Annotated in this window: 16 protein-coding genes, 1 tRNA gene and 1 pseudogene; 13 read left to right on the top strand and 5 right to left on the bottom strand. The window is 60.2% G+C overall.

The window, feature by feature from the left end; translation table 11 throughout:
* Positions 1-64 precede the first annotated feature (64 nt).
* Entirely contained in the window at positions 65-811 is a 747-nt protein-coding gene (locus tag ACR3FE_RS12700; protein WP_458207510.1) for a sugar phosphate isomerase/epimerase family protein, read from the bottom strand.
* A 90-nt stretch (positions 812-901) separates the two neighbouring features.
* Between ACR3FE_RS12700 and ACR3FE_RS12695 the strand changes: the two genes are divergently transcribed.
* The gene (locus ACR3FE_RS12695) at positions 902-1,999 is read left to right on the top strand and encodes a Gfo/Idh/MocA family protein (RefSeq protein WP_458207509.1); all 1,098 of its coding nucleotides are present in this window, start codon (positions 902-904) and stop codon (positions 1,997-1,999) included.
* Here the strand turns inward: ACR3FE_RS12695 and ACR3FE_RS12690 are convergent.
* Positions 1,992-3,413, bottom strand: a complete 1,422-nt coding sequence (locus ACR3FE_RS12690; RefSeq protein WP_458207508.1) for a glucoamylase family protein — start codon at positions 3,411-3,413, stop codon at positions 1,992-1,994. The two genes, ACR3FE_RS12695 and ACR3FE_RS12690, sit on opposite strands and share 8 nt — an antisense overlap.
* Before the next feature lie 290 nt (positions 3,414-3,703).
* Between ACR3FE_RS12690 and ACR3FE_RS12685 the strand changes: the two genes are divergently transcribed.
* From ACR3FE_RS12685 to ACR3FE_RS12675, 3 genes are all read left to right on the top strand, one after another.
* Positions 3,704-4,420 carry a helix-turn-helix domain-containing protein gene (locus ACR3FE_RS12685; RefSeq protein WP_458207507.1) on the top strand — a complete coding sequence of 239 codons (717 nt, stop codon included), beginning with the start codon at positions 3,704-3,706 and terminating at the stop codon, positions 4,418-4,420.
* A gap of 86 nt (positions 4,421-4,506) precedes the next feature.
* On the top strand, positions 4,507-5,841 hold the full coding sequence (locus ACR3FE_RS12680) for an APC family permease (RefSeq protein WP_458207506.1): 1,335 nt from the start codon (positions 4,507-4,509) through the stop codon (positions 5,839-5,841).
* 2 nt (positions 5,842-5,843) lie between these two features.
* Positions 5,844-7,460: an ABC transporter substrate-binding protein gene (locus ACR3FE_RS12675; RefSeq protein WP_458207505.1), complete on the top strand. Its 1,617-nt coding sequence runs from the start codon at positions 5,844-5,846 to the stop codon at positions 7,458-7,460.
* Positions 7,461-7,502: 42 nt separating this feature from the next.
* On the opposite strand, the gene ACR3FE_RS12670 is transcribed toward ACR3FE_RS12675, so the two are convergent.
* On the bottom strand, positions 7,503-8,669 hold the full coding sequence (locus tag ACR3FE_RS12670; RefSeq protein ID WP_458207504.1) for a M50 family metallopeptidase: 1,167 nt from the start codon (positions 8,667-8,669) through the stop codon (positions 7,503-7,505).
* Positions 8,670-8,810: 141 nt separating this feature from the next.
* On the opposite strand from ACR3FE_RS12670, the gene ACR3FE_RS12665 reads away from it, so the two are divergent.
* Positions 8,811-10,022, top strand: a complete 1,212-nt coding sequence (locus ACR3FE_RS12665; protein WP_458207503.1) for an RNA-guided endonuclease InsQ/TnpB family protein — start codon at positions 8,811-8,813, stop codon at positions 10,020-10,022.
* A 24-nt stretch (positions 10,023-10,046) separates the two neighbouring features.
* Positions 10,047-10,415: a cupin domain-containing protein gene (locus tag ACR3FE_RS12660; protein WP_458207502.1), complete on the top strand. Its 369-nt coding sequence runs from the start codon at positions 10,047-10,049 to the stop codon at positions 10,413-10,415.
* On the opposite strand, the gene ACR3FE_RS12655 is transcribed toward ACR3FE_RS12660, so the two are convergent.
* The gene (locus tag ACR3FE_RS12655; RefSeq protein WP_458207501.1) at positions 10,412-10,588 is read right to left on the bottom strand and encodes a hypothetical protein; all 177 of its coding nucleotides are present in this window, start codon (positions 10,586-10,588) and stop codon (positions 10,412-10,414) included. The genes ACR3FE_RS12660 and ACR3FE_RS12655 overlap by 4 nt on opposite strands.
* 255 nt (positions 10,589-10,843) lie before the next feature.
* Between ACR3FE_RS12655 and ACR3FE_RS12650 the strand changes: the two genes are divergently transcribed.
* The 3 genes from ACR3FE_RS12650 (at position 10,844) to ACR3FE_RS12640 (ending at position 14,363) form a co-directional block, all read left to right on the top strand.
* The gene (locus ACR3FE_RS12650) at positions 10,844-12,898 is read left to right on the top strand and encodes a DEAD/DEAH box helicase (protein ID WP_458207500.1); all 2,055 of its coding nucleotides are present in this window, start codon (positions 10,844-10,846) and stop codon (positions 12,896-12,898) included.
* 79 nt (positions 12,899-12,977) lie between these two features.
* Positions 12,978-13,050: transfer RNA gene (locus ACR3FE_RS12645), tRNA-Pro, on the top strand.
* Between the two features lie 149 nt (positions 13,051-13,199).
* Positions 13,200-14,363, top strand: a complete 1,164-nt coding sequence (locus tag ACR3FE_RS12640) for a hypothetical protein (protein WP_458207499.1) — start codon at positions 13,200-13,202, stop codon at positions 14,361-14,363.
* 98 nt (positions 14,364-14,461) lie between these two features.
* Here the strand turns inward: ACR3FE_RS12640 and ACR3FE_RS12635 are convergent, their stop codons facing one another.
* Positions 14,462-14,698, bottom strand: coding sequence for a hypothetical protein (locus ACR3FE_RS12635; RefSeq protein ID WP_458207498.1), 237 nt, complete (start codon positions 14,696-14,698; stop codon positions 14,462-14,464).
* A gap of 71 nt (positions 14,699-14,769) precedes the next feature.
* On the opposite strand from ACR3FE_RS12635, the gene ACR3FE_RS12630 reads away from it, so the two are divergent.
* From ACR3FE_RS12630 to ACR3FE_RS12615, 4 genes and pseudogenes are all read left to right on the top strand, one after another.
* A complete protein-coding gene (locus ACR3FE_RS12630) occupies positions 14,770-15,096 on the top strand; it encodes a helix-turn-helix transcriptional regulator (protein WP_458207497.1) in 327 nt (108 codons plus the stop codon).
* Positions 15,097-15,239: 143 nt separating this feature from the next.
* Positions 15,240-17,336 (top strand): minichromosome maintenance protein MCM, encoded by a 2,097-nt coding sequence (locus ACR3FE_RS12625; RefSeq protein ID WP_458207496.1) that lies wholly within the window; start codon positions 15,240-15,242, stop codon positions 17,334-17,336.
* A 1-nt stretch (position 17,337) separates the two neighbouring features.
* Positions 17,338-17,613: pseudogene (locus tag ACR3FE_RS12620) on the top strand (DUF7854 family protein).
* A 160-nt stretch (positions 17,614-17,773) separates the two neighbouring features.
* Positions 17,774-18,436 (top strand): DUF7504 family protein, encoded by a 663-nt coding sequence (locus tag ACR3FE_RS12615; RefSeq protein ID WP_458207495.1) that lies wholly within the window; start codon positions 17,774-17,776, stop codon positions 18,434-18,436.
* Positions 18,437-19,227: the final 791 nt, after the last annotated feature.

Genomic DNA, 19,227 nt, shown 5'->3' with positions numbered 1-19,227 from the left:
GTTGGAAATGATGGGTTGATCGAGGGAGAAAACCCGAGAACGGAAACTGAGGAGAGGAAGAGAGTCAGAAGAATTCGGTTCGAAGTTCGTCCAGCGTGCGAGCGCCGTGTTCCAGCGATCGAACCGGGTCTTCAGGCTGGTCGTGTTCGTAAATAAGCCACTGGACGTCGGCATCTCGTACGGCACGCATACACTCTCGAACGTCGAGGTCACCGTCTCCCAACTCGACCGGAACTCGGTCAGTCGCGCGAACGTCTTTCACGTGAACCAGCGAAACGCGGTCTCGCAGTTCGTCGAGCAGGGTGGTCGGGTCGTGGCCTGCCGCGTCGATCCAGCCGAGGTCGAGTTCGAATTCGAGGCTGTCGTCGCTCGATTCGACCAGCACGTCGAACGCCGTGCGACCGTCGAGCGAGGTGAACTCGTGGTCGTGGTTGTGATAACAGAGCGTGCAACCCTCGGCGACGGCTCGTTCGGCGAGTTCCGAGAGTCGGTCTGCCGTCTCCTCGACGGCTTCGTACGATTCGAAGTGTGATTCGTCGAGATACGGCACCACCAACGTCTCGCAGCCGACTTCCCGATAGCGCGCGACCGTCTCCGAGAAGGACGTTTCGAGTTCCTCCGTACCGACGTGGGCCGCAGTCGCGTCGAGACCCGCATCGTCCAGCGCCTCGGTGACGTCCGACGGGTCGGAATCTCCAAACCCGGCGAATTCGACACCATCGAACGTCGTTTCGCCGACATCGCGGATGAGATCCGGCAGCGGAGTATCCAGGTCGCGGAGCGAGTACAGCTGTATGCTAGTTCGTACCATCTCACGAGAAGCTACGAAGCACCGGATGAAAAAAGTTGCAGTAGTTATTCAACCAAATATTTTTATAGCTGGGTGAGACGATGTGTACCGATGAACACACTCGACATCGGATTCGTCGGCGGCGGCACCGTCGCTGGCTGGCACGCGGAGACCGTCACGTCGCTCGGGCACGATATCGCGGCGATAACCGACATCGACCCCGACGTGCGGGCGGCGTTCGCGGAGACCTACGACGTAGCCACGCAGTACAAAGACCACGAACAGATGATCGCGAACGAAGACCTCGACGTGGTCGTCGTGGCCGTTCCGAACGTCTACCACGCCGACTGTGCCGTCGCAGCCCTCGAAGCCGACGTCGACGTCTTCGTCGAGAAGCCGCTCGCTCACGACCTGGCGGCAGCTGAACGAGTCGAAGCAGCCGAGCAAGAGAGCGACGGAACCGTGATGGTCGGGTTCATGCGCCCGTTCGCACCCCACGCGACCTCGGTGAAGGAGATGATAGACGACGGCGAGTTCGGCGACGTGTACGAGATAAACCTCGATTACGTGCGCCGACGCGGGATTCCGGGGTACGGAAGCTGGTTCGCCAGCAAGAGTACCGCAGGTGGGGGTGCCCTCATCGACATCGGCGTCCATGTCCTTCATCTCGGTCTCCACCTGCTGGATTTCCCGAAGATCGAATCCGTGACGGCTTCGACCGGCGCACACTTCGGGACGAAAGAAGACTACACCGCGACTCACGCGCCAAACGTCGATCTCGGCGACCCCGAGGAGTTCGACGTCGAGGACAACGCTCGCGCCTTCATCCGAACCGCCGATGGAACGACAATCAATCTGAAATGTGCGTGGGCGAGCAACTCGGAGGTGAGCCGCGAGGTGCAGGTGCTCGGCGACGAATCCGGTGCGGAGTTCTCCATCATGGGTGGTGACCTGACGCTCCGCTCGACGAATCGCAACGGGGTCTCGGATGAGACGGTCGCGTTCCCGCCGCTCGAAGGGCGGGACTTGAGTTTCGGTAACGGCGAAACGTTCACGGCCGAGTGGCAGTACTTCACCGAGGTCGTCGCTGGCGAGCGTGAACACACGCGAAGTACGCTCGAAGAAGGTGTGACCGTCCAGCGCGTCATCGAAGCGATCTACGAGAGCGCAGATGTCGGGTCGGAGATCGAGTTGACCGATCTCAGATAGTGAACTCTTCGACGGCCAGCACGTCCTCCGGTCGGCTCCCGACCTCGTCTCGGTGGAAGTAGTCGCGGAGCACACCACCAGTAAGATGGTTCGTGAGCGCAGCGACGGTCATCCCCTGGTCGAGTGCGAGGTAGGTCTTCGTCACCGTCCCGTCGGTCACGTTCACCGAATCGTAGAAGCCGAAGTCGCCGTAAGCCCCGAGATCGCGGAGTTCGAGGGAGTTCTCGAAGACCGCCTGCGGTGCATCTTCGACCGCGAGGAACGAGGCGTGTGGCGTGACGAATCCGTTTTCGCTGTAGCCCCAGATACCAGCTTGTTCGACGCCGAACGCCCCGTACCCGTCCGGCGTGTCGCAGGGTGAGAAGCCCCACGCTCGGTAGCCTTGTTCGTTCGCGTACGCTCGCTGCACTTGCGTGTGGCGACGGGAGTTCACGCCGAGCGCGTCGGTGCCGAGTTCGCGCTCTTTGAGCACCAGCGAGGGCATGAGCGACTCGAACATGCTGCCGCCCCAACTCGGGACGTACTCCACGCCGAGGTACTCGTAGTGACCTTCGAACACTTCGACACCGTCGTAGGTTCTGAACTCGCCCTCGGGTCGCTGGTTCGTCCAGTCGTAGTCCGAGGTCGGCGGGAAGGTGCGGAACATCCCCCACCAGTGTTCTTTCGGAACGTCGCCTTTTCCGATGCCGACGTAACTTGCGACGCGGGGTTCGGTGTTGAACGCGCCGTAGTGATGGGCTGTGTACTCTCCTTCACCGACGTCGTAGCCGCCGTACATCTGCCCCGGCCCGGCGTAGGGGTCGTCGGGGTGGAAGATGTCGTAGACGGTCGGGTCGTAGAGTTTCGAGTAGTCCATCGAGTGAAGCAGTGACGACGCCTGCTGTGAGAGGCCATCGTAGGCTTGCTCGGCGACGACCAATCCGGCGGACAGCCAGCCGTTGTCGACGGTGGAGATGAAATCGCCGCCGAAATCCACGTCGATGGACGTATCGTCCGTGCGATACCAGCGGTAGAACAGGCCGTTCCAGGTCTCGACGTTCTCCAGTGTATCGAGGGTCGTTGCGATCCGGCTTTCGGCGTCGTTGTCGGTCAGAAAGCCGAGTTCGTCCGCCGCGACGGTGCTGAGCAGATACATCCCGATGTTCGTCGGGGACGTGCGCCGTGTGACGTCGAACCCGTCACCGTTTTCCGCGACCTTGTCCGGGGTCAACCCCGTCTCGGTGTTCGTGAACCGCTCGAAGTAGCGGTACGTCTCCGCGACGATGCCGCGGAACTGGTTCGACCTCGAACCGTTCTGCTTCGACGCGGAGGCGGTGCTCGTCGCGAGTGCGCCTACCGAGGTTGCTCCTGTCGCTCGTAGAAATCGTCGTCGGAACCAGCCACTGCGGCCATCGTCTTTGGCATTATCTCCCATGGCAAAAACACACACTAACCCCCATTACTTCAAAGTTATTGAAATAAAACTTCAAAATTTATCCAAACTGGCAGAACCTTTTTCGAGAGAAACCACATCGATAACGCTGTATTGGCCCTAATATACCGGATAGGAGGCGAGGCGAAGCAGAGCAGGAACGTATCGGAGGACGTTCGTGCTCGACTATGGAGCCAACAAGAGAACGACTTGTTCAACATGATTTCTGCACCACGAGCGAAATTAGCCCTGACGGCGAAAATAGTCATACGTGTCCAACAGAGATAGTGAATGTGAGCGCGATCGCCGACTTCGGATTGCCATCGGAGGATTTCGTGCTCGGCCACACCGTGAGCAGCGTCTCCGGGATGGAGATACGGATCGAGCGCGTCGTCCTTCACGGAGAGGGTGGGATGACGCCCTACTTCCGAGCGATGGGGGATGACTTCGACGCTTTCGAACAGGCCCTTCGAGAGGACGAGACGGTGACGGAGGTACGGACGTTGGAGGAGGCGATGGACGAGCGATTCTACCGCGCGCGCTGGACGAAGAACGTAACGCACCTCAGCGAAGGGCTCGCGGAAGTGGATGCGACGATCGTCCACGCGAAGAGCGAGGACGACCACTGGCGGTTGCGGCTGTCGTTCGCCGACCGGGACGAACTCTCGACGTTCTACGACCACTGCGACGAGGCACTCTCGATCGACCTGCGACAGGTGTTCGACCGTTCGAATCCGACGACTTACGGAGAGTACGAGGTGACAGCCGAACAGCGGGATACGCTCGTGAAAGCGTTAGAGGAGGGCTACTTCGAAGTGCCACGTCGAATCACGATGGACGAACTCGCCGAAGAGTTCGACATCACGACCCAGTCCGTCTCCCAGCGGATGCGTCGGGGGCACGCCAACGTCCTTCGGAACACTATCGCACCGGAGGAATCGGGGAAAACCGACGAGGACGGCGAGGACGACGAAGCCGACGAAAACGGCAGAGATGGCGGTCGTAGCTGAATATCAAGTTTCGAACCCCACCAAACTTGAAAACGGTTGAATATTCAGCCGTCAGATTGGCAGGGCTTCATCCACACGAACTACACATGGGAGAGAAGCTTGGTCTAAAGGAAGCCGTAGCGATGGCCCTCGGTGGGATGATCGGCGGCGGCATCTACTCTGCGTTCGGTATCGTGGTCGCTATCTCCGGGAAGGTCGCGTGGTTGGCGTTCGCCATCGCTGGATTCGTGGCGATGTGTGCAGGCTACAGCTACGTCCAGTTGAACGAACTGGTGGACGACAAAGGAGGCGCACCGACGTACATCGAAGCGATCGTGGAGAACTCGACGGCGGCGGGGATGACGGGATGGACGCTCCTGTTCGGTTACATCGGGTCGATGGCCCTGTACGCCTACGCCTTCTCCTCCTTTTTCTCGGAACTCATCGGGCGACTCAACTACGCGATGGTGATTCCGGTTGTGAACTACGAACTCGTCGCACCGATTCCGAACGTGATCTCGGTGTTGCTCATCGGCCTGTTCGTCGGTCTGAACCTCCTCGGGGCCGCCGAGACGGGGAAGGTAGAGGACGTCCTGTCTTTCTTCAAGGTCGGCGTCATCGCCATCTTCGGGGCGTGGGGCGTCTGGTTCGCCTACACCGGCCAGACGCTGACTCTCGGGTTCTCCGAACTCGGCTTCAGCCCCATCATCGGCGCGGCGATGTCGTTCGTCGCCTTCCAGGGCTGGCAGTTGTTGATGTACGACCAGTCGGAGTTCGAGAACTCGACCGAGAACATCAAGAAGGCCATCTACATCTCGATCCCGATAGCGACGTTGCTGTACGTGCTCGTCGCGTTCACGACCGTCAGCCTGCTCGAACTGTCGGTCATCGCGGTGTCACCCGAGGTGTCGCTGCTGTACGCCGCGATTCCCTTCATGGGGTCGATCGGCGCGTTCGTCATCGGCATCTCGGCGCTGTTCTCGACCGCCAGCGCGGTGAACGCCACGCTGTTCAGTGGCGCGCTGTTCTCCCGTGACCTCATCAACAGGGGACTTCTCCCCGACCGATTCAGCGCGAGTGACGAAGGCGTTCCCTCGAAGCTCGTCGTCATCCTCGGGGTTCTCTCGGCGGCGTTCGCGGTGTACGGTAGTCTTCGCAGTATCACCTCCTTCGCGTCGCTCGCGTTCATCGCCGTCTTCGGTGCGATGAGCTATCTGGCGTTCCGCGAGCGCGACGAGGTGGACGACATGATCGTCACACTGCCGGTCGTCGGCATGATCGGCTGTGTGGCCTTCTTCCCGCTCCTGCTCTACAACCTCTATCTGAACAGTCCGAGCACGTTCTTCCTCGTGCTCGTCATCAGTGTCGTCGTCATCGGCATCGAACTGGTCTACTTCGAACGACAGCCGATCGAAAAAGCGGTTCCCGGACTGGGTGAGTAACGATGAACGAGAACACAGACGAACTCGATCGGCGTACCGCACTGAAAGGAATCGGCGCAGTCGCCGGGTCGGCGGCACTCGCGGGCTGTGCAGGCATCGCTGGTGGTTCCAACGACGGCCAGCAGTTGCGCTACGCACAGGTGCTCACGCCCGTCTCACTCGACCCTATCCCCGTAGACGACCCGTGGTCGGAACAGGTGCAGTCGCTCATCTTCGAAGGACTGTACACCTACGACTACGAGATGAACCTCGTCCCGGTGCTGGCGAACGGAAAGCCGAAAACGAGCGACGACGAGAAACGGTACACCGTCGAGCTGCGTGACGAAGCACGCTTCCAGAACGGGAAGCCGGTCACCGCCGAAGACGTGCGATACAGCTTCGAGCAGCCGAATCAGGAGGAGACACCGCCACCGACGAAGTGGCACGTCGATATGATAGAGACGGTGAAGACGCCCTCGAAGCGAAAAGTCGAGTTCGTCCTGAAACACCCCTATCCGGGATTCGGCCACGCCTTAACGCGACCGGTCGTGCCGAAGGCGGTGCGCGAGAAGGATCCGAAGGCGTTCGGGAAGCAGACGACGCTCGGCTCCGGCCCGTACCGACTCGACCGATTCAAACCCGGCAAGTACGCCACCCTGACGCGATGGGACGACCACTGGCGGTCGCAGGGTGAGGCGATCCAGCGGGCGAAGTTCGTCCCGAATCACGCCGGATTGGCACGGACGATGAGCCTGAAGACGGGCCAGAACGATATCGTCGAGCGAATACAGCCGAAGCTGTGGCAGGCGACGAAGGATTTCCCCGACTCGACAGTCGTCTCCACCGAGAGCTACCACTACCACTTCGTCGGATTCAACTGTAGCAGTGGCACGCCGACGGCGAAGCCGAAGGTGCGCGAGGGCGTCGATGCCCTCCTCTCGATGGACGAACTGGTGAAACACGTGGTCGAACCAGCGGGGCGGCGACAGTACAGTCCCCTGCCACATCAGGTCGCGGAATCGTGGAACATGTCCGTCGAGGAGTGGAAGAGGATTCCGAAGAAGAAGAGCCACCACGAAGCGAAGAAGCTCATCAAGGAAGAGGCGGGAGTGAAATCGTGGAGTCCAAAGATCGCGGTACCGGGAACGAAGAGTTCGGGCGACAAGATGCGCGAGAAGATCGCCGAGACCATCGTCCACGGCCTGAAGAAGATGGGATTCCGGAAAGCCCGCGCACAGAAGTATCCGTGGCCCAAGTTCCGCGAACTCGTCACCAACGGCGACCAGAGCAACTACACGATGTTCGTCGGGTCGTGGGCGGGCTATCCCGACCCCGATACGTTCCTCTATCCCCTGTTCCACAGCAGCAACGAGGGACTGACCAACGGCACGTACTACCGCGACGAGAGTCTGATGAAGCGGATCGAGGACGCCCGGCAGACGGCGAATCACGAGAAGCGCAAGAAGCTGTACGAAGAGAGCATACAGACGATCCTCGAACAGCGCGTCCACCTCCCGGCGTACACCCTGCACAACAGCTTCGGCGTCAAAGATCGAGTGTCCGGGTTCCGCCCCCATCCCGTCTCGCAGTTCAATCCGCAACTCGTGAGTCCGGACGGGTCGGTGTCGCTGAACGAATAGCGATACCCGTTTTCGCCCCTCCGACGGATGCTTTCGTCGATACTACGACGGGTGCTCGCGCGGCGTGAGATCCTCTTCCGAGCGCCCGCTGCTCTTGATGATATCGAACGCGGTCATCAGATCGGTTCGAGAGATGATGCCCACGATCTCTCCGTTCACGTCGATGACGGGGAGGCGACCGATGCCGTGTTGCTGGATGGATTCGAGCGCATCCATCGCGTCGCTGTCGGCGGGAATCGTCTTCACGTCGGTCGACATCACCTCTTCGACGGTGTACGCGTCGCGTTCGACCTCACGAACCGCGCGCGCGTCGTCGAGCGTTATCATCCCGACGAGTTCGCCGTTACGAATGACGGGGTAACCGGTGTGGCGCTGTCGGAACATCATCTCCAGTAAGTCGGCGATAGAGGCGTCCGGCGAGACGGTGTGGAGGTCTTCTGCGGGCGTCATCACGTCACGGACGCGAACGTTCCGGAACGCCGCCGAGAGAACGGTCTGCTGGGCCTCGCTGGACGCGCCGATGTAGATGAAGAAGGCGATACCGATGAGGATGATGTTCCCCCCGAGCAGGCCGAACAGTCCGAGCAGGATGGCGAACACCTTGCCGACCTCGGCGGCGATCTGGGTCGCCTGCGCGAACGGACGAGTGCGTGCGAGCAGCGCACGCAGGACGCGACCCCCATCCATCGGGAAACCGGGCATGAGGTTGAACGCGGCGAGCACGAGGTTCATCAGCGCGAGATAGCCCACGACGAACCTGGCAGCCTCCAGTTCGACGGGGATGAAAAACAGCGCCAGATAGGAGGCCACACCGAGGACGATGCTGACGACCGGGCCAGCGATGGCGATGAGCAGTTCTTCCAGCCAATTTTCGGGTTGGTCGGTGAGGCGGGCGATACCGCCGAAGATCCACAGGGTGATAGAGTCGATGGGGAAGCCGAATCGCATCGCCACGACCGAGTGGCCGAGTTCGTGTAGCACGACGCCGACGAAGAGACCGACGGCGGCGGCACCGCCGAGTAACCACGGCATCGACCCGGACGAGAGGGGTTCGACCGACAGACCGAGATTCCAGAGTTGGTTCAGCGTCTCCACCCAGAGGCTGACCTGTGTGCCGATGAGCCACGCGAACACCGGCAAGATGAGGAGGAAGGTCAGGTCGAGTTTGATCGGGATGCCGAACGCGCTCCCGATTCTGAAGCTTCGCATACCAGTACCTAGCGGTGGGAACGTCTTAAACTTCCGCGCAAACGCACCGTCCCGAGGTGGTTTTCGACCCCGACAGTCCGACCCAGTTTCTGCGCGCACCGTCCCGAAGTATTCAAGGGGGCTCTCCGGGGAGAAAATAGCGTGAGTGGTTCCGAGTATCTCAAACGGACGGCGGTAACCCGCCTCGCGGTCGCTGACGGCGACCGTGAGCGCCTGCTGGCGATGGTGCGCGAGTGGAAGCGGGGGTGTCAGATCGCGATCAACACCGCGTGGGGTGTCTGCCACACCCGGAACGAGGTGCAGCAACTCGCGTACGACGAGTTGCGCGAACGAACCGACCTCGGGAGCCAGCACGCCGTTCTCGCCACCCATCGCGCCGCCGAAGCGATAAAGGGTGCGCTCGACCGGGGCGACGACCCGAAGAAACCGGAGTTCACCAGTCCGACCGTCGTCTACGATACCCGGACGATGACACTGTTCGAGGATCGAAGCGTCAGTCTGACGACGACCGCAGAGCGCGTCCACGGCGACCTCGACGTTCCAGAGGGTGGCTACCAGTCACGGTATCTCGACGACGACCGCTGGGAACCAGCGAAGAGCGCCCTCCGCTACCGTGATGGCGAGTTCACCCTTCATCTGGGATTCCGAACGCCCCGGCCCGAGGTCGAACCGCCGGACGACGATGCGACCGTCCTCGGAGTCAGTCTCGGCGTCGAGAACCTGGCCGTGACGAGCACCGCCCGATTCTTTTCCGGGAGCGAACTCGCACACCGCTACCGCGAGTTCACCGACCTGCGTGCCGACCTGCGCGAGACGGGCACGCGGAGTGCGCGCAGAACGCTCCGGCAGGCGGGCGACCACGCCGACAACTTCGTCCGCGACACCCTCCACGAGGTTGCAGGGGGCATCATCGAAGAGGCGCAGCGACACGGCTGTTCGGTCGTCGCGTTCGGCGAACTCGAAGCTGTCCGTGAGCTGCTTTCAGACACCGAATCGTTCCACACGTGGGTGTTCGACCGCCTGTTCGAGTTCGTCGCATACCGGGCCGCAGAGCACGGCATCACGGTCGTCCAGGTGAACCCCGAGTACACGAGCCAACGCTGCACCGGGTGTGGGTTCACGCACCCGCAGAACCGGGACGTGGATAACAACCACTTCGAATGCCTGAAATGCGGCAACGAGGCGAACGACGACTACAACGCGGCGAAGAACGTCGGATTCCGGTGTATCCGGCGCGGACCACTCTCGTCCCGTGGCGTCGGCGCGAAATACTGCGCGCTCAGTTCAGGCCGAGTGACGCCGGATGGGACGTTCGTTCCGAACGCGGAACTCGAAGCAGTGCAAAAAGCTTAGCCGCTTCTGTGCGAAAGGTCGGGTATGGCTGACGTCGACCCAATCGTACGCAAAGCAGACGATATCGAATACGAAGCCGTCGGTGCCGCAGAGGGCATGGCGAAAGGCGTCCTCATCGGCGACGAACAGGACGCGCCTAACTTCGCCATCCGCCGGTTCACGCTCGAACCCGGTGCCGAGGTGCCCGAGCACACCAACGAAGTCGAACACGAACAGTACGTGCTAGAAGGCGAGTACGTGGTCGGAATAGACGGCGAAGAGTACGAAGTCAGCGCGGGCGATTCGCTCCTCATCCCTGCGGGCGTCGTTCACTGGTATCGAAACGAGAGCGACGAGTCCGGGACGTTTCTCTGTGCCGTGCCGAACGGGGACGACGAGATCCAACTCGTCTAGCGACACTCAGAGAGCGAAACGACGGCGTCGATGGACGACGCCACCCACGCCTCCTCGTCACGCGAATCACGCATTCTGACGAGCGGTCGGTCGCGGTCTGCACCGTCTTCGATCTCGAGGACGGTCCGGTCGTCGAACCGCTGTGGAAGTTCTTCTTCGTGCGTGCTTTCCATGAGTCACCTGTCGGGCGCTACTGCGCGCTGTCTGCGCCTTCCGAGCGCGCAGGCTTTGTTATGAACCGGTTGCGAAACGGTAGTCTCCGAATACCGGATTCTCGGGACGAGTATCGACGGATTACCGAGATTCAACGATGGATTTCGAGCGCCGTTGGCAGGGCCTAAAACGGTGCGACAGCGGGACGGTCTCGGACTGGCTCGGAATCTCGCCGGTTCGAATCGCTGAAATACCTCCACCGTGTAGCACACATCGTGTCGAAGCAGGCTCAGCAGGTGGAGACGCTCTTCTGCCACGAAACCGACCGAGGCTATCTGGTCGTCGGGCAGCAGAACGGCCAGCGACAGTTCCGCGCCATTCTCGAACTCAAGGAGACGAGCGCCGGACCGCGACCCGGACGATTCCTCCTGAAAGAGGGATCGAGCGAGAAACCACGCAGTCCCGACGAGTTCGTCGATCTCGCACGTGGAGCGGACCGTATCCGCATCTCGCAACAGACGTCGCGAGACGCGCGAGACGAACTCAAAGAGATGCTTTCCGGCTACCAACTCGACGCGAAAGCGGTTCGTACCTGCCGGTACTGCGCCAACAGTGGGCGCTACTCGCCGATCAACAGCGAGACGGCCATCAACGCTGGCGACGAGTACATCTGTCCCGATTGTGCGACCCAGGAACTGGAGCGCGAACTCTCGTTCAGGGGCGACCTGACGGGGGCTGCCCAAGACCGCCTCGAAGAGCTGCTGCTGGAAGTCCAGGATCTGGAGCGAATCACGAACCTGCTCAAAGGACGACTCGACCCTGACCTGACGAAGTTCGACGAGATCAGCGCGAACGTCGAAGACGTGGATTCAGTGCCGGTCGATTCGCTGAATCTGCATCCGGGGATCCAGAGCTTACTGGAGCCACGATTCGATACCCTCCTCCCGGTACAGAGTCTCGCGGTGCAGAACGGACTCCTCGACGGCGACGACCAACTCGTCGTGAGCGCGACGGCGACCGGGAAGACCCTCGTCGGCGAGATGACGGGCATCGACCGCGTGCTGAACGGGCAAGGGAAACTGCTCTTTCTCGTTCCCCTCGTCGCGCTGGCGAATCAGAAACACGAGGACTTCAAAGACGAGTACGGTGACCTCGTGAACGTCACCATCCGCGTGGGTGCGAGCCGAGTGCGCGACGACGGCAACCGATTCGACCCGAACGCGGACGTCATCGTCGGCACCTACGAAGGAATCGACCACGCGCTCCGAACCGGACGCGACCTGGGCGACATCGGAACCGTCGTCATCGACGAGGTACACACCCTGCAAGAACAGGAGCGCGGCCACCGACTCGACGGGCTCATCTCGCGGCTGAAATACTACTGCGAGGAACGTGCGAAGCAGCACAAAGAGTACGGCGGCGCGCAGTGGGTGTATCTCTCCGCGACGGTCGGCAACCCTCGCGATCTGGCTCAAGCCCTCGAGGCGAACCTCGTGGAGTTCGAGGAGCGACCGGTCGCGCTGGAACGCCACGTCACCTTTTCGAGCGGGCGCGAGAAGCCGAACGTCGAGAACAAACTGGTCAAACGCGAGTTCGACCGCGAATCCTCGAAGGGGTATCGCGGTCAGACCATCATCTTCACCAACTCGCGGCGACGCTGTCACGAGATCTCCAGAAAGCTGGAGTACAACTCCGCGCCGTACCACGCCGGACTGGACTACGGGCGGCGCAAGCAGGTCGAGCGCATGTTCGCCGAACAGGATCTCGCCGCGGTGGTGACGACCGCCGCACTCGCCGCCGGTGTCGATTTCCCCGCCTCGCAGGTCATCTTCGACTCGCTGGCGATGGGTATCGAGTGGCTCACGGTCCAGGAGTTCCACCAGATGCTCGGACGCGCCGGACGCCCCGACTACCACGACCGCGGGAAGGTGTACGTCCTCGTGGAACCCGACGGCAGCTACCACAACAGCATGGAGATGTCGGAAGATGAGGTGGCGTTCAAACTCCTGAAAGGCGAGATGGAAGACGTTCGCACGCTCTACGACGAGAGCGCCGCCATCGAGGAGACGCTGGCGAACATCACGGTCGCTGGCAAGGCTGCAAAGCGCGTGAACGACCGGATGATCGGCGACGTACCGACGAAACACGCCCTCGGCAAACTGCTCGAATACGAGTTCATCGACGGCTTCGCACCGACCCACCTCGGGCGCGTGGTGACCACTCACTTCCTCGCACCGGACGAGGCGTTCCGCATCGTAGACGGTATTCGAAAGGAGAAACATCCGTTCGAGATCGTCGCCGACCTCGAACTCCACGGCGAAGAGGACTGATCCGCGGACCGTGTCAATTTCAGTGCCACCCCATCCAAAACGAAACTCTTTACAGGAAGAGGGGGTTACGAAGATGTGCGGGATCGTGGGGTAGCTTGGTATCCTTTCGGCCTTGGGTGCCGATAACCCCGGTTCAAATCCGGGCGATCCCATTTTTACGGACATAACGCGAGCGAGCGGAGTGGGCAACCCGCCGGTCACTTCTCGCCGAATCCGGGAGAATAAACCCGCGTCACGGTCGAAAGAGCGACCACCCGAAGGAATATCATCTGGAAAATTCATTGTAGTAACGAGAGCCGTCGTGACGAATGAAGATCAACCGACCGCTACTTCATCGACAGGTAACGACCAGTCGGAGACTCGCATCGGACGACGCAGACTGCTTCAATCGGGTATCGCGCTCGGCGTGAGCACCGCACTCGTCTGGGGGTTCGGGACGCAGTATCTGTCTTCAGACGACCTCGGTCGCATCACCTATGCGACGACCCAGCTACAGCCGGGGGCGAAGACGCTCGAAGCTCGAACCAAGGAGGTTCCAGCCGCGTGGCACGAGAGCCTCCAGTTGGCGTTCGAAGTGCAGGAGAACGTTCAGCAGGCGGGCATCTCGTCGCTCGTCGGCTCGTTCGTCATCCCAGGTAGCTACGACGTCCCGGAGGCGTCGTTGTCCGTCGATGCGACCGACGAAAGCGTCACGGAGACGCTCGAAGAGCTGACCGAAGACGTGGCTTTCGATGTCGATATCGTCGAGGAGATTCCGCCGCAGCCCGAGAGCAAACAGACGATATCGGACGGGTATCAGATCTCGGATTTGGAAGGGAAGCGCGTGCCCGGCGGCGGCGTCTGCAAGACCGGCGATTCGTTCGGCACGCTCACACCGGCGCTGTTCGACGCCGAGAGTCGGTCGCGGTTCTTCGCAACGTCGAATCACGTGTTCGGCGCTGCCGGGTCGAAGAAGACGGAACATCGTGGGGAACGACTTTCGATACTCCACGACGATGAAGCGCACAAGATCGGCGATGTAGTGCGCGGCTATCCCCCGGAAGACCTGGTCAAGGTCGCCCCGGCGCGGGGGTATCGCCCGGTTCCGGAGATCGAACGAGCGTCACCGTCGCAGGTCATCGGCCAGTACACGAAGATGGGGTTGGCAGATCTGGTGGCGAGAGAAGAGAAACTCACGAAGGTCGGCGCGTTCTCGGATCACACCAGTGGAGTTATCAAGGGGATAGACGGCGTGACCTGTTACACCGGGCAGATCTGCAAGCGTGGACAGCTCAAGTGGGGCGACGAGAAGACGCTCAAAGACGGCGACAGCGGCTCGGTGAACTACCACGTAGACCCGGAGAATCCGGACGAGTACATCCTCGTCGGTGGCATCAACAACGCTCGGACGTGGTGGCCAGGGGCGGACTTCACGTGGGGAACCGCTGGGCACCACCTGCTCGACGAGTATGGATTGACCTTCTGATACCGTGTGGCGTGTGCGAACGAGAAGCGGTCGTACGCGCGACTACTGTCGTCGAACTTCTGTAGCGAAAAAACAGTCGAACGGTCGTCGAGAACTCGTTATGCGGCCTGCTGGCTCGAATCGTCCGACCCCACGTCGTCTTCCTGCCCGTCAGTCTGCTCGTTGTCTTCGAGATTGCTTTCGATGGTCTCTTGTTTCATCTTCGATCGGAACTTCCGTTTGACGAGGAAGTAACCGCCGACCGAACCGGCACCGAAGATGACTGCACCAGGTTTGCCGAATCGTCGATACCCGAACTTCGCTGCCTTCTTACCGACTGTCAGTGGTCCAAGCATACTTCATACTGATAGACGTGCGTGCAAAGGTCACTGGGCTGTTCACGCAAGTCGTTTATCGGTGAGAGAAATTGCCGAATGATTTATGTTACCAGATAAAATATATAATATATGATAACCATGTTTATGAAACTTCGGCGGATGAGTCGAAATGTGAATCTCAGGGGACTAAAACACGCGATATCGCGTTCGTCTACCGGGCAAGTAGACGGACAGGCCAGCGAATCGAACGACAGAGAGAAGCAGCCGCCGGAGGACGATCTCACGCCGGAAGCGACCGAGAACTCCTCGAACAGCACGGGGGAACGCTGCGCCAGCAGGAGATCATCAGCGAGACGGGATGGTCGCGGTCGCGTGTCAGCAGGTTCTCTGTTCGATGGAAACCGATGAAGAGATAGTCCGTCTTCAGTTCGGTGGGAAGAACACCGTCTATCTGCCGGATTCCGTACCGGAACCGCTCGAACGATACGTCACCCCATCAGCAGATGTCTGACAGGATATTGCGAAACTTCTTACGTAATCGAGCACCAACGAATACTGAATGGCTCGCGCGGAGAACACGGAACTGGTAGACCGGTTCGAGCAGTTCTACCGGCGGTATTACGGCGACGAAGTCGGGGAACTCGCACAGCAGTACCCGAACGAGAAGCGCTCGCTGTACATCGACTGGGACGATCTGTATCGGTACGACGCGGATATCGCGGACGACTATCTCGCCCAACCACAGCAGTTACAGGAGTACGCCGAAGAGGCGCTTCGGCTGTACGACCTCCCGGTGGACGTGAGTCTCGGACAGGCCCACGTACGGATGCGGGGGCTTCCCGAGACGACGGAGATTCGCGCGATTCGCGCCCGGCACGTCAACACACTGGTGAGCGTGCAGGGTATCGTCCGCAAAGCGACGGGTGTTCGACCGAAGATCCAGGAGGCTGCCTTCGAGTGCCAACGCTGTGGGACGTTGACCTACATCCCGCAGGCGGGTGGCGACTTCCAGGAACCACACGAATGTCAGGGCTGTGAACGACAGGGCCCGTTCCGCATCAACTTCGACCAGTCCGAGTTCATCGACTCGCAGAAACTGCGCGTCCAGGAGAGTCCCGAAGGCCTGCGCGGGGGCGAGACACCGCAGAGTATCGACATCCACATCGAAGATGACATCACGGGCAATGTGTCGCCGGGCGACCACGTGACGGTGACCGGTATCCTGCATCTGGAACAGCAAGGAAGCGGGCAGGACAAATCCGCAGTCTTCGACGTGTACATGGACGGCGTGTCGGTCGTCATCGAGGACGAAGAGTTCGAGGACATGGATATCACGGACGAGGACAAAGAGCAGATCGTCGAACTCTCGAACGAGGCCGACATCTACGAGCAGATGATCGACTCCATCGCGCCAGCCATCTACGGCTACGAAGAAGAGAAGTTGGCGATGATCCTCCAGTTGTTCTCCGGCGTGACGAAACACCTCCCCGACGGGTCGCGGATCCGCGGTGACCTGCACATGCTCCTGATCGGTGACCCTGGTACTGGTAAGTCCCAGATGTTGTCATATATCCAACATATTGCGCCGCGTTCCGTCTACACCTCCGGGAAAGGTTCGTCCTCGGCAGGTCTGACCGCCGCCGCCGTCCGCGACGATTTCGGCGACGGCCAGCAGTGGACGCTCGAAGCGGGTGCACTGGTGCTCGCAGACAAGGGTATCGCGGCAGTCGACGAGCTAGATAAGATGAGCCCCGACGATCGCTCCGCGATGCACGAAGGGCTAGAGCAACAGAAGATCAGCGTGAGCAAGGCCGGAATCAACGCGACGCTGAAATCGCGGTGTTCGCTCCTCGGCGCGGCGAACCCGAAGTACGGACGATTCGATCAGTACGAATCCATCGGCGAGCAGATCGACCTCGAACCCGCACTAATCTCCCGATTCGACCTCATCTTCACGGTCACCGACCAGCCCGACCCGGATCACGACGCGCGACTCGCCGAACACATCCTGCAGACCAACTACGCGGGGGAGTTGAACACCCAACGTACCGAGATCAACGCACCGAACATCACCGAAGAGGAAGTTCGGAGCCAGACGGAAGAGGTGGCTCCGGCCATCGACGCCGAACTCCTCCGAAAGTACATCGCCTACGCGAAATCGAACGTCTACCCGACGATGACGCCGGAGGCCAAGCAGTCCATCCGTGATTTCTACGTCGATCTCCGGGCGAAGGGCGCTGACGAAGACGCACCGGTTCCGGTCACGGCCCGAAAGCTGGAAGCGCTCGTCCGCCTCTCGGAGGCCAGTGCGCGCGTTCGGCTGTCCGATACGGTCGAACAGGAGGACGCAGACCGCGTCATCGACATCGTTCGGTCGTGCTTGCAGGACATCGGCGTCGACCCCGAGACGGGACAGTTCGACGCCGACGTGGTCGAGACGGGGACGTCGAAATCCCAGCGCGACCGCATCAAGAACATCAAGCAGCTCATCGCAGACATCGAAGAAGAGTACGACGAAGGTGCGCCCGTCGAGGTCGTCCTCGACCGAGCGGACGAGATCGGGATGGATCCCTCGAAAGCCGAACACGAGATCGAGAAGCTAAAACAGAAGGGCGAAGTGTACGAGCCGTCCACCGACCACCTGCGTACGACCTGATATGGACAGGATCTCCGCGCTCCGGAACATCGAAGACGCCCTCTCGGATTTCGAGTCGGGTGAGAGCGATCTCCGAGAGACGGAGCGGCGAGTGGTAGGCGTGCTCCGGACGTACGCGACCGAGTTCGGGAGCGAGGGCGACCTATCGGCCTATCGAGCTCGTGGCGACGAGCGAGCAGATGGTCTCGTCGTCGTCGCCGCGTCGAGAGACTAAGCACGCGAACGAGTATCCGATCTTCTAGACGACGGTGTAGAATTCGATATCGATAGTATCTGATCGGAGATGAAATTTGTGACATGGAAAAAGAGATAAGTGTACACACAGTATACTGCAGGTAAATACGACATATTCGGAGTGTGAGATGCGCCAACGACAGTAACGATTCCGGAACTTATCAAATACATAATAATGAAAGTGTCTCGATGATATACACTGGATGGCACGGGACAGACAACGCGGGGAGCAGGTGCAGCCTCGCCGAGGACGGCCGACGATAAGCGGCCTCTCGGCGGAACTCGGTGACGCATCCAGCGTTCTCGTTCTCGCTTCCTCGAGGAGCGCAGCGACCGACGAGACCTGTATCGAACTACTCACACAGGCACCACCAGAACAAGAGAACGTTCTCTGGGTCACGTTCACACGCTCGCCGGATACCTGCCTGCAGGATTGGCTTTCACACGCGGGAGAGCGCCCGGCGAATCTTCGGTTCGTCAGTGTGGGAGAGACGGTTCGGTCGATGGCGGCGACGTCACCAGCACAGGGAACCACGACCGAGGCCGTCATCGACGCGGTCTCGAATCCGGGTGACCTGACCGGACTGGGGATCAAAGTCAGCGAGGCGCTCCAGCAGTGGTACGGGAACGGCAACCAGACCGTCGTCTGTTTCCACTCACTGACCTCCCTGCTCCAGTACTCCGACGTTCAGACCATCTACAAGTTCCTCCACGTCCTCACCGGACGGTTCGCCACCGCGAGGGTTACCGCACACTTCCACCTCGACCCCGGCGCGCACGACGCTCAGACGATCAACACACTGAAGACGCTGTTCGATGCCGTCGTCGAACTCGACGGCGACGAGCGGACGATTCGGACCCGGTAGGAGACGGAGCGATACTATCTGCTCGTTCCCACGTCTATTGAGTAACTGCAGTCAGGGAAGTATCGCTCTCATCCTATCCCAGATGGAACTGAGAAACCACTCTAGACTAAATGGCCACAAGAGGCCACATTATATCGATATTGTAGTACCAGAACTCGAACGGTGTGGAACCGAACTACCCCTAATCCGCGGATAACCAGTTAACGTGAGAAAAGCATCGACTCTACACCGACTCTCGGATGAACATCCTCGGCAAACCATCCCGGTCGCGTACCAGAGCGGGAGAATACAAATGGCCCATACTCCGGGAATTCACTGGACAACAGGGGGTGTAGACTGCCGTTTTCCAACGTAATACTGGGCCGCGCTCGCGAAGAATTTGTGACCCATTATGCGACGACCTGCATCTGTTAAAATCTGGTACTAGAAACGGTCTCTAACGGGAATTTCGATTGAAGAACAAGATCGAAGGGACGAGTGCGTTTTGACTGGTCGGCGCCCAAAAAGAATTCGACGGTACACCCCCGGATTCACCGGTCAAATCAGGCGTTTCAGGGTTTTGCAACCTGCCTATTTACACCGCTATTGAAAATCAGAATCTGGGGCAGACAGCCCGTTTCCATCGAACATTCGCCAAAAAATTCGGATTGTCGGGGTGGTAGCAGTTCCGAATGATAACTGGTAGAGAGTAGGTTAATAACGGTACAAATCGGTTGAGTCTGCTGATCCAATCCCATTCGAGCAGTACAATTTTACAGAGATTATTAACTCAGAGCCCGGCGATAGAAGCC

It is taken from the genome of Haladaptatus rarus (assembly GCF_054177585.1).
Note: the sequence above shows the minus strand (reverse complement) of the source record. Positions and strands in the feature narration are given on the sequence as shown.